This is a genomic window from Paenibacillus sp. MER TA 81-3, from assembly GCF_023713585.1.
GTDB lineage: Bacteria > Bacillota > Bacilli > Paenibacillales > Paenibacillaceae > Paenibacillus_B > Paenibacillus_B profundus.
Genome location: NZ_JAMAWB010000001.1, coordinates 472,629 through 484,027 on the forward strand (window position 1 = coordinate 472,629; position 11,399 = coordinate 484,027).

Annotated in this window: 8 protein-coding genes and 3 pseudogenes; 8 read left to right on the top strand and 3 right to left on the bottom strand. The window is 42.8% G+C overall.

Translation table 11 applies throughout. The features are described 5' to 3' along the window. Window positions 1–15: 15 nt before the first annotated feature. A pseudogene (locus M3650_RS02150) lies at window positions 16–185 on the top strand (HAD hydrolase family protein); the annotation flags it as partial. Window positions 186–351: 166 nt separating this feature from the next. Here the strand turns inward: M3650_RS02150 and M3650_RS02155 are convergent. Next, window positions 352–2,046 carry a M3 family oligoendopeptidase gene (locus M3650_RS02155; RefSeq protein ID WP_251571952.1) on the bottom strand — a complete coding sequence of 565 codons (1,695 nt, stop codon included), beginning with the start codon at window positions 2,044–2,046 and terminating at the stop codon, window positions 352–354. Window positions 2,047–2,461: 415 nt separating this feature from the next. Here M3650_RS02155 and M3650_RS02160 point away from each other — a divergent pair. Beyond that, window positions 2,462–2,635 (top strand): annotated as a pseudogene (locus M3650_RS02160) (DUF4097 family beta strand repeat-containing protein); the annotation flags it as partial. 245 nt (window positions 2,636–2,880) lie between these two features. Here M3650_RS02160 and M3650_RS33075 read toward each other — a convergent pair. Beyond that, window positions 2,881–3,782: pseudogene (locus M3650_RS33075) on the bottom strand (vanadium-dependent haloperoxidase); the annotation flags it as partial. A 485-nt stretch (window positions 3,783–4,267) separates the two neighbouring features. Here M3650_RS33075 and M3650_RS02170 point away from each other — a divergent pair. The 5 genes from M3650_RS02170 (at window position 4,268) to M3650_RS02190 (ending at window position 8,687) form a co-directional block, all read left to right on the top strand. Then, a complete protein-coding gene (locus M3650_RS02170; RefSeq protein WP_251571957.1) occupies window positions 4,268–4,822 on the top strand; it encodes a MarR family winged helix-turn-helix transcriptional regulator in 555 nt (184 codons plus the stop codon). Between the two features lie 74 nt (window positions 4,823–4,896). Continuing rightward, on the top strand, window positions 4,897–5,148 hold the full coding sequence (locus M3650_RS02175) for a hypothetical protein (protein ID WP_251571959.1): 252 nt from the start codon (window positions 4,897–4,899) through the stop codon (window positions 5,146–5,148). An 18-nt stretch (window positions 5,149–5,166) separates the two neighbouring features. Next, window positions 5,167–6,381 carry an MFS transporter gene (locus M3650_RS02180; RefSeq protein WP_251571962.1) on the top strand — a complete coding sequence of 405 codons (1,215 nt, stop codon included), beginning with the start codon at window positions 5,167–5,169 and terminating at the stop codon, window positions 6,379–6,381. Window positions 6,382–6,619: 238 nt separating this feature from the next. Next, window positions 6,620–7,276, top strand: coding sequence for a DJ-1/PfpI family protein (locus M3650_RS02185; RefSeq protein WP_026010889.1), 657 nt, complete (start codon window positions 6,620–6,622; stop codon window positions 7,274–7,276). Between the two features lie 484 nt (window positions 7,277–7,760). After that, window positions 7,761–8,687, top strand: coding sequence for a dihydrodipicolinate synthase family protein (locus tag M3650_RS02190; RefSeq protein WP_251571964.1), 927 nt, complete (start codon window positions 7,761–7,763; stop codon window positions 8,685–8,687). 342 nt (window positions 8,688–9,029) lie between these two features. Here M3650_RS02190 and M3650_RS02195 read toward each other — a convergent pair whose 3' ends face one another. Then, entirely contained in the window at window positions 9,030–9,665 is a 636-nt protein-coding gene (locus M3650_RS02195) for a hypothetical protein (RefSeq protein ID WP_251571967.1), read from the bottom strand. A gap of 668 nt (window positions 9,666–10,333) precedes the next feature. Between M3650_RS02195 and M3650_RS02200 the strand changes: the two genes are divergently transcribed. Then, window positions 10,334–11,389, top strand: coding sequence for a monodechloroaminopyrrolnitrin synthase PrnB family protein (locus M3650_RS02200; RefSeq protein WP_251571969.1), 1,056 nt, complete (start codon window positions 10,334–10,336; stop codon window positions 11,387–11,389). The last annotated feature ends 10 nt before the right edge of the window (window positions 11,390–11,399 follow it).

Genomic DNA, 11,399 nt, shown 5'->3' on the forward strand with positions numbered 1-11,399 from the left:
AAATTTCCGCATCTAGCTATTGCGTTTGGTGATGGCGAGAACGACATAGACATGTTGGAATTAGTAGGACTTGGTGTAGCCATGGGGAATGGGAATGAAAAATTAAGAAAAGTAGCTGATTTCGTAACTAAAAAGTAAGTGAAAATGGAATCGAGTTTGCATTAAAAAAGTATGGGATCATATAATCATTATTAACTCAGTCTACAACGTAGTGTAGTGCTTTGAGAAAAAAGACAAATCTTTAACCAAAAAATAATCCCTGCTTTCGACACAAAAAGTAGGGATTTTTGGTATTCTAATGGACTTAGGAAATTAAAACTCAATATTAGCTTTTTTCGTGACTATACACATTTAGTTTAAATCTTCAATAATATTAATAATGAATTCGGAGATATTTTTTATGGTTTGTTCAGAGAAGTCAAAATTAACACCTGTATTTCGATAGATATCCGCAATCGGTAAATTCCAATCCATACCTGCGCCTTCTTTAAATAAAGCGATTGCTTTCTCTGGATTCTCGCGATAGATTTGAAACAGTTGTAACGCTCCTAGTTCTGATATTGCATATTCTATTTTATAAAAAGGTGACTGAAAATAGTGGAAAGACTCGATCCAGCTTGCTCCGATTTGTGTCTCGAAACCTGCAATATCAACTGATGAATACCGGAATCTTTTGCTGATTTCAAGATATTTTGCATCCCTTTCTTCGGGTGAATGGTTTGGATTAGTATAGAGCCAGTGTTGAAATAGGTCACCTGCTAGTGGAGAAATGAGCATAGAAAATGCACGATGCATTTGTTCACGCTGAGCTTTCTTGCATTCATTGTCTTCAGGGTAAAAAATATCAAGTTTGTCCATCAACATTAGTTCTAAACTATGGGAGTAAAGTTCAGCTACTTCTTCACGAAGATATTGTTCTTGTACACCACTCTCGTTAGCAAACTGCTTATAAAAATGGATTGCATGACCTATTTCATGTATAAGAGCATTAACAGCATTAAACGATGGACTAAAGTTGGCATAGATGAATACATTTTTTGTTTGCGGTAAGGTAAAACAAGCACCTCCAGGAGCCTTATTCTTTCGATCCTCCACATCAATTAATCCGTGCTTACGAATGTACTGAAATCTCTCTTGGAAATATGAATCAGTCTTACCCAGCATTTTTTCGACTCCATCCAATAAATCAATAAAATTGTTGAATGGGGATTTTGGTAATGTACAGGGACCAAGATCCCACGGACGATACTTCTCTATACCAAGTTCTGTTTTAAAGAATTTCGCTAAATGTTTCCATACTGGGATGACATGCTTTTCAACAGACTCATGAAAAGTATAACAATCTTGAATACTGTATTCTCTATTTTTCAGTGTAAATACATAGTCACGGTAATTACTAAATCCAGCATTAAGCGCCATTTGATGACGTAATTTTACTAGTTCATTCATGATACTGTCTACAGCAGGCTTTACAAGCATATGTGACTCAGATAAAGCACGCCATGCGCGTTCACGAATTCCCCTATGTGGGCTATCTAACTTTGCTTTTATGTACGGATAAGGTTTTGTTTCTCCATCCCAATCAATCGTTATAGCAGCCATAATTTCTCTGTAGCTGGTTATTAACTTCTGCTCCTTCACAGTAAGCAAAATGTTTTTTTTATTAAATATCTTACTCTTTACTAACCTTACTTTGCGCATATAACCGTATTTGTCGTCTCCCAGCAATTTTGAGAACGGACAATTGCTAAATTTCTTATCAAGCTCTGCATTATATTTTGTAAGAAGTGGCTGGATATCGGTTTGGCAATACAAATATAAGTCGCGTTTATTTATGTTTTTAGTATCCCTATAAAAATCGATTAGATGACTAGTTATTATTTCTTCCACTTCAGCACTTAATAGACGTTCCTCAACTAGCCACCTCTCTAATTCAGAAACAGAACAAATGTCTTGTTGGAGAAGTGTTTGTAGTCTATCTTTCAATTTCTTTGTATCATAATAATTATTTCCCCCATTACACGCCGGAACTCCTGTAGTAGACATAACTAATCCTCCTTTATTTCATTCTCTAATCTATAAAGAATATGATTTACTAACTTGAATTTATATACAATACACGAATACCCTCCCTTCACAAAACTGCCCCTCTAGATCAGCATCTCGAACGCGATTACGTATGGGGATGATGGAAAAATACTGGGCATGACTTTAAGAAGTGATGAAAGGTTGTAATGCATTGATATATGGGTTCTACAAGCTTTTTTGAGCTTAAGGAAGTTGTAGGGGTTGAGTAAGAAGAAAGAGATGTTCGTTTCGTACAATTTAACTCATGATTGATTCCCCCGTGTAATGGATAGACAAGAAGAACGATCCTGTAACAATTAAAATGATGGGAAGAAATTGCCGTTAATCAGCAAGACCAGAAGGGAGGTTTTATTGCAGGATTCAGTTTTGGAAAATTACTTCAACAGATGGTGAAGTATAAATCAAAGATACAAAAGAAGGAAAGTCATTACTTGTAGAAACAAAGTCAGGAGATATTGCTGTGTCTTATATAGAAGCTCTCACTTCATTAACGCTTACTGCTAACAGTGATTCATCTGATATAACAGTTGATTTAGATGGCTTTAAGTAAAAAAAGAACTATAAATATAAATTAATAATTATGGTATGTCAAGGGTCTATCAGTGGAGGCCCTCCAAATAATGACCTCCACTGTACCAATACTCGATAATATCTTATTAAAAGTACTACCTCATATAAAATCCCATGATTAAGGAAGGTTCATACAATTATTGTACATCAGATAAAATATTTTTCAGTCTAATACATTATTTTGATCGAACACTCTCCGAGATTAGGTCTGGCTTCTGCCGGCTAACCGATTGTAATCGTAGTCCCATCAAATCTGGTGAGGGAAAAGCCACAAAAGTCCTCATGATAGGTTTTTTTGTAATCCTGAAGCATTCCTATAGCCACTGCTTCGCCTAACTTTAGTCCCTCGATGCCGTCCGATCGCTAGTGGATACCAGCCGCATCGCGGCCAAGAGCAATATTTGCGGCAAATTTGTTTAATTCCTCGCCTATTGTTAACAGAGAACCTAAATAGGGGATCAATGAGAGTCCATCCGAACTGGCTGCGACGGGATGGGGGATAGAGAACGATTCGTTAAAAAACGCCTTCAGCACAGTAACCCCAGCCCCAGCTAAACAGGCGTGACCAGAGGGGGAAGCTGGATGGATTGGAGAGCCTTCCGCATAAGCTGCAGGCAGCAGGTAAGTTCCAAACTTGTTGAAGGTCTCGGAAACCCGCGCCGCTCTCGCCGTTCGAGCTACCCAATCTAGAACATACGGTGCGCCGAATGTGGAGAAACCGCTCTGGGTGCAGAGTTAAAATAGGGATTGGCTGGATCTAATGCGTTCTTTCCGTAACTGAGCAGAATTAGACAAGCGCTAAGAACCGATTGGTAGGAAAAATCCACATGAACATATTCCCCTAAATCGCGGCCGTTGCGGATATAACGGGAAATAGGATCGTGTACATTTGGCGCATTCGGAGAGGATCCGTTTTGAATTCGCAGCCACTCTTCATACGACGTCATATGGTCATCGCCGGCAATAGTCGTACGATATCTCTGAACAACAGTTGTGGCTCCGAAGGGAATGTCCTTCCATAGGAACTGAGAGATATACGGTCCCGCTATGTCACCAGGGGTATCCCCTCTGAACAGGGTGCCAGTGGTGACGGCTCCATTTACTTTCGGTCCGCGAAAATCGCTGCCGATTTTATTCGGATACCTGCTTTCGTCACCATTGCATTGCATGGGTGATCAGGGGAAGGGAGTCTATCTTGCAGTTGGGCTGCTGTTGTACGAATTCGCAATGCCTTACGGCGGCGTTCGCAACTATTAAACGGCCCAATCAAGCAAGCTTGCCTCGGCTTAATAGTTCCATTCCCCTTGCTTGTCTTACTCACGTGCATTTCATCATTTTTCATTCTATCATCCTTTCGTAAAGAGATGGTTCTGCGCTTGAGTAAAAAATGATGGGATGTACCATTCAGGAGTTGGTTCATTATATTCTTCTACAAGATAGGTGAATGGGGTCTTGTACGATATTATTGGCCGCTTTTCATAGGGTGAAAATAGAGATAGAGGGGAATAACGGAAAAAATAGTTCAATAAACACAAGGGTTGCAATAAAAAAGAAAAATCGATTATATTAGCTTATAGTTAGATAATCTAATTGTAATCAGGGTGATGGAATGAGAAAAAAGATTGAGAAGGAGCATGTGGGTGAACAGCAGCTGCCCAGATTGGGCGTTGCTCCTTACTTGGAGCTTATGGGGAAAACCGCTTCTAAGGATACCAATCAAGCATCAGCTCATATGGGTTTACTGCTGCTATGGATTGGCGATAACATCCAGGATATGATGGATTTAAACCTGTCTTCATTCGGAATTACAGAAAGCAAGCTGGACCTGTTGCTGTTGCTGATTCTGCATCAAGATAAAGAGGGGATTACCCCTTCATCTATCGCAGGTCGGCTTGGAATCCGGCGCGCTTCAGCAACAGCTCTGCTCGATTGGCTAGAGAAAAGAAACTGGATTGAACGTAAGACGAATGAGAACAATCGTCGTATGGTTCATGTCCACATTACGCCAGAAGGCCGTAATCTGGTTGATCAGATACTGCCAATTTTTTGGTCAACTTGCGACTCATTCATCAGTGATTTGGAGGTGGAGGAGCAAGTAGTGCTGAAGAAAATTTTAATGAAGCTGAATGGAAGCTTAGAGAGAAGATTGGGCGTGGGAAGATAAATTTTTTTAGCATTATAATTAGATTATCTAACTATATGTCGAGCTTGAAATGAGTGGTGAATGGAAACGATGCGTTGGAGAAAGGGGAAATCCAAGCAATTTACAGAAAAAAAACGAAGGATAAGGTTGAGGAGCATTTTGTGGCATGGGGGATGTTTCGTTATACATTTTCGGAAGTACGGGCGGAGTGGAAACTTATTATATTAACGGCAGTATCCATCCTGTCCATTTCATTTCTTGAATTTTCCATTCCTCAAATGACGAAAGCAATCATTGATGAGATGCAATTTCCCGCAAGTCAGAACAACGATTATTTGAATATTTGAAAAGAAGAGGTGTTTATAATGACTCAGTTAAGCAATCAATCCGCTGTGCGCCGAAACTACTTACTGATGACAGCGGTGCTGTGCTGGGCAGGAATGGTGGTCATGTGCAGCTTGTACGTAACCATTCCCCTGATTTCCGTGTTTGCCACCACATTTGGCATTACCACTACACATGCGGCGGCGACAGGCAGTATTTTTTCACTTGGTTTTGCCGTGGGATGCCTGATTTATGGCGCGCTATCTGATAAATATGGGCGAAAAAGGGTAATATTTATAGGACTTATCGCATTAACCATTATCTCATTGCTGCTCGGAATGGTTCACAGCTTAACATGGCTTATTGTTCTGAGAGGACTGCAGGGGGCGGCCGCGGCGACATTTTCTCCTGTTGCTTTGGCCTATGCGGTAGAGATGTTTCCAGCAGAGAAGCGGGTAACCACCATCGGATTTATCAGCACTGGATTCCTGGTTGCGGGAATTGTTGGCCAGGTCATCAGCGGTCTCATCAGTCAGCAATATGGATGGAACGCTATCTTCTATCTGCTTGCAGCAGTGTATGCAATTACTTCGCTTCTAGTACTGTGGCTGTTGCCAAAGGGAGAAATCCATCAGGCGCATGCCAACGTGTGGGAACCCATCAAGCACATCGGAAAGGTATTTAGCCAGAAAAATCTAGTACTGAGTTATCTGGTGGCGCTTGTGCTGCTAATGTCTTTTGTGAGTATGTATACTGTGCTAGGCACTTATCTGAGCGGTCCAGCGTTCGGGCTGGGCAAGCAGGAAATTCTATACGTTCGTTCCTTTGGAGTACTTGGCATGATGATTTCACCGTTTGCAGGGCGGCTCGCCAAGCGGTATGGTGTACGATCCGTGTTGCGGGGCGGCTTGACCCTAGCTATACTTGGACTCTCTTCATTGGGCTTCATATCCAACCTGCCGCTACTGGTGGTAATGAGCCTAGTCTTTGTAACGGGGATTGCAATTGCCGTTCCTTCATTGGTTGCGCTCGTTGGCCAATTGGGCGGGAAATCGCGGGGTATAGCGGTGTCGGTGTATACTTTTGTCCTATTTGCAGGAACGAGCTTAGGCCCAATTTTATCTATTCAATTCATGAAGACAGGCAGTTTTGCGATTACCTTTCTTTTGCTTGCACTCGTGCTAGGCATTGGCTTGCTTGCGGCTTGTTTGATTCATCGGGACACGCCGATGAATATCAAATCTGAAGTGCGCTAACGGGAAATAATAGTTTATTAAACAGGCTCGGAGCAATCCGGTGTTTTTATTTGGAGATATTATGATTTGCGGCTGCAGATGAACGCTTTGTTCATTTGCGGCTTTTTTTGTTAATAAGGGAGGAATGACCCTAACACCGCGTAGTGAATTTCACAATATTGACACCTGTATACTATAGGGGGGGTGGTATAGTTTGTTTGAAGACGAATTAAACATCATGCTTAAGGGAGAGATGATCATGGATATCGCAGTCATGCTTTATGATGGAATCACAGCATTAGATACAATTGGTCCATATGAAGTATTTGCTGCTACAATGAAAAGTAACGTGAAATTTGTCGCCAAGAAAAAAGGGTTAATTAAACTGGATTCAAAAATGGGTTGTTTGCATGCTGATTACAGCTTTTCTGAAGTTACTTCAGCTGATATTCTCGTCGTTCCTGGCTGTAGTCCGCCTAATTATAAAACTCCGATGAATGACGAAGAAACTCTGAATTGGATTCGCCAATTACATGAGACCACGAAATGGACTACTTCGGTTTGTACCGGCTCTCTGATCTTGAGCGCCGCAGGCTTGTTGAATGGAGCGAAGGCTACCACTCATTGGAGCTCCTTCGACCTGCTCCATTCTCTTGGAGCCATTCCAACAGATGAAAGAGTGGTTCGCCATGGCAAAATCATAACAGCAGCCGGTGTCTCCTCCGGTATCGACATGGCACTCCAATTAGTAGCATGGGAATTGGGGGAAGATATGAGCAAAGGAGTCCAGTTGATTTTGGAATACGATCCTAAGCCTCCATTTGATACGGGTTCAACTAAGAAAGCACCGGCGCCATTGGTAGAACAGATAAGCGGGATGCTTCAAGAGCTTTCAAAGCAAGAGCCCGATTTGTAAATCACATATATGTCAGTCGCTGTCTGAAAAAAACGTATGTTGCTGCGACATGCGTTTTTTTGTTGCCCTCTTATTCGTTATTTCACCATACTCTCACGGATGGAAGCCGCCGCTTCTGGCCTAATCGCCGTTACGTACCTTGGACGACCTGCACGTCTTCTGGAAGCAGGCATTCTCCTTGTTGTGGTTTGCACATATAACGAGGAGTGAGGGAGTTTGTGACAAGGGGGCAGAGAATAGGGAATATGCTTGTGGCGAAACGTATCCGCCGATTCGTGCCTTATGGCCACTCTCCCAAATGTTCAGGTAGGCAGTAGTTTGTGCAATTTGTTACAATATCTCCATAAAGGAAGATTGTAAATGCCGGGGAGCCGTGATATCTTTAAGTTGCAGAGTGAGTTATCGATATCTCATTTTATGTTTCTTGGATTGTAAGTTTTTTCACAATATAAAATTTGAAGCATTGGCAAAGGAGCGAGTAGATATGCAACACAACAGGTTACATGGCATCGTCCCTCCAGTCATTACGGTAGTTAATTCATCCGGATCTTTGGATCGGCCGGGCATGGGCCGCATGATCGATCATTTGATCGCCTCCGGCGTGCACGGGTTGTTTTTCCTCGGTTCGGCGGGGGAATGCTTCCATCTCTCGAAGGCGCTCAGACAAGAGGTTGCGGAGTTCGCCGTGTCGCATGTGAATGGGCGCCTGCCGGTGCTGATCGGCATCGGTTCGACGAGCACGGCGGAAGCGGTGGATTACGGCAAGCATGCGGAAGCCATCGGGGCGGACGGGGTGGTTGTCATCAACCCGTATTTTGCGAAGCTGAGCGACGAGCTATTGTTCCGCCATTATGCGGATATAGCGGAGGCCGTCAGTGTGCCGATCTACATATATAATTTCCCGGCGTTGACGGGGCAGGATGTGAAGGTGGATCTGGTCAAGGATTTGGCCTTGACGTACCCGAACATCGTCGGCATTAAGGAGACGGTCGACCGTATGGAGCCGGTTCTGGAAGCCATCGCGAAGGTAAAGAGCGTGCGCCCGGATTTCCAGGTGTTCGCTGGTTATGATCATCATTTGCTGGAAACGCTGATTGCGGGCGGCGACGGAGTTGTTCCGGCAAGCGCTAACTTCGCGCCGCATCTGACGTGCGGGCTGTATGACGCTTATCGGCGCAGCGATTTTGCGATGGTTCAGGATCTCCAGCGGAAGCTGTTCCGCGTCGTGACCGAGGTGTATGCGGTGGATACGCCGTTTTTCAATGTGTTGAAGGAAGCGGTCCGAGCCACTGGCGTGGATATTCCGACCGATGTGTTGCCACCGGCACGCTCGCTGTCGCAGGAGAAGAAGGTGGAGCTCGATCGTCTGTTGAAAAAATATGATCTGATTCGGGTTATACAGCATACTTGACATCGTGAGGAAAGCGGATTCTATTGATGCTCTGTTGACGATCAGTCTAAGGTTGCGGCTGTGCTCAAGATACTTGAAGTACTTGATTGTTTAACACACAGAAAAGACGATCTTATAAAAAGTTTATTTAAAGGATTTTTGTTTAAATAATGGTTGTTCCCTATATTCTGTCAGGGAACAACCGTTTTTTTAGGAGTTAGAATAACCATAGAGCAGCAGACTTTCTATCTTGACGATAAAGTGTATCTCTATTCCACATGAGGAGCTGCCAAACCCAAACATTTTGCTAGGCTCCTCGGGCTGATCACCGATTATTGTAAAGAGAATCACATTCCGATGGAATTACCGATTAACGGGCTTGTTGCTCTCATTCTTGGGAAAAAGCAAATAAGAGAAACTAATGATCCCATCCAGAAGCAAGAAAGCCAACCAAATTTTATTGACTTGAACTAAAGCATAATTGTTCTGAAATTGTTCTTGCAGCCACGGGATCAACTCTGCTGACGAAATCGGATGAGACTCCTGATTGACCGCATACAACATGAGGTAGAATACATGTACCCCTAAAAACAGGATTACGTGAAGACTGAAAACTTTTAATTCTTCCTTGGCTTTCGCCATTCCATACCGTTTATTTTCCTGTGAATCCATGATCGGTTTTCCTTTTACTTTTGCAATCGTTCTATAAATGAATCGGTCTACCTTTTTCAAATCATACTTTCCAAGGACGAGCGTATACAGAATGATAATGACGATGACGATTTGAAAGATCGATAGCTTGCCAGTTTGCCTTAAATCCAATACTCCTAGATATAGAATCCACAGCTCATTGACAAGAGTCAGAATAAACACAAGAAGCGCTGCCTTGGGCTTATCGAACCAATACCGCAATGTGGTTGCAATAAATAAGGAAACCCAAAAAACAATTTCAGCGATAATCAACAAATTCCAGCGATAATCAATGATAAACTGAATCACGTTAATCCCTTACCTCCCACTATAAAATAGCCTCTGGGCATTCGCCAAGGCAGATAGATCATGGGATTTCTTGAATACTTACTTTCATCCCACCTTCTTGGGTAAAATTTTTATTATTCCACCTACATAATGGCGTGAGGAAGGGGGTATTTTCCCGTCATTTTTGTTTCCTTGAAATCCATAGTTTGAGCCACGTGTATTTACTGGCAATGTCTGCTCCGATAACTAAGCTCCCGGTACGGCCTATCCTTCTTATAAAACGTCAACAACCCCAATTTACCATATATTTCTGAGAGTGTGAATAAAGCGAATGTCTAAAGTGTAAAACATAAAAATCTCAAGACAGTATTTTGAAGTTTTTAACAAGCAGCCCTCCTAGTAGGTTGTCAATAGAATAGACACATAGAAACGAGAGCTTTATGCACAGCACAACAGTACGTAAGTTCGTGTTGATTTGATGTTGATGTGGTTCATCCGTAGAAATACATGTCACAAAATGTCCAAAAGGATAAAATTGACACAATAACCTTATTGTGATAGTTTGGATTGTATATTTCCTCCCGGTGAAGCTGTTTGCAAATCTACTTCATATGTAGTGTATCTTCCCGCAAGAGTAATAGGTTGAAATCTTTCTCGTTAATAACTTCGGATATAAGGAGAGAGTTTTTATGACTATGGTGAATTGTATATGTGAAGACCTGCACTATCCATTGGGTAACTTTAGCCGTTTTGTGGTAAATGAACTTCCCCCCCTGAATAAGACGGGGTCCCCGGCTGACCTCCTGAGGCGCGGCCTTTCTCTTCTACCAGATGATCAGCAGCAGCTTATCGATTTCGTATATCACCGTCCTTACAATGAAAAGGTATTGGCAATGGGAGAGTTGGGGATCTTCCTAGTTTCGTGCTTGAAACGAGGGATTCTTGCTTCTGAACTACGCAGGGTGTACTCCATTTTAGATCTTTTTTCCTTGGCTACCGGTTTAATTCCACGGGATACCTATGCTTCGTATATTGCATACAACCCTGCCGATTCTTTGCGAACGTTTACTGGGGATGCCAGTGAAATCGCTTTTATCACCCGGCACCAGCAATCGGAGCTAGCGCTTAAGCCAGCGGTTGAGGAATTGCTGAAGCTTCAGCTTGAGCCGAATATGCCGGAACGCCTGGACATTCTTAGTGCCGTAAGAGCGGCGATGAGGCAGGTGCGCAAGGAAAATGCCGAGGTACACAAAGGGGTGGATCCCGTCTTTTTTATTACCTTTTTCAGAGATTATTTTTTCCCCATTGAAGTGAATGGGATAAGCTACAATGCGCCTAGCGGCGTGCACATTGCGGGCGTGATCCTAACCGATCTCATTACGGGCACCGCAGATGATGCCTATATTGAAACGACTCATAATCTTTTGCCATATTTGGAGCCATGTGAGCAATTCCGCATTAAAAATGCGTTGGCTGCCCCTTCCTTAAAGCAAATCTATTCGGCGGATTTGCAATTTGGGAGAGATCGTTCTTCCGAACTCAACCTTCTTGTCGATATTTACAACGAGATCATCAAATTTCGTAATGTTCATCAGGGGCTAGTCAGCAGATATATCCGCAACCAAGATGCTTCCGTTGCCAGAGGTACGGGAGGATTTGCGTTTGATACCTTTTTACAGGAGCGAATTGACGTCGTCGCTCAAGCCAAACGTACCGTTTCGGATAAGATAGAACCTCACGGGTGATTCCGTACAA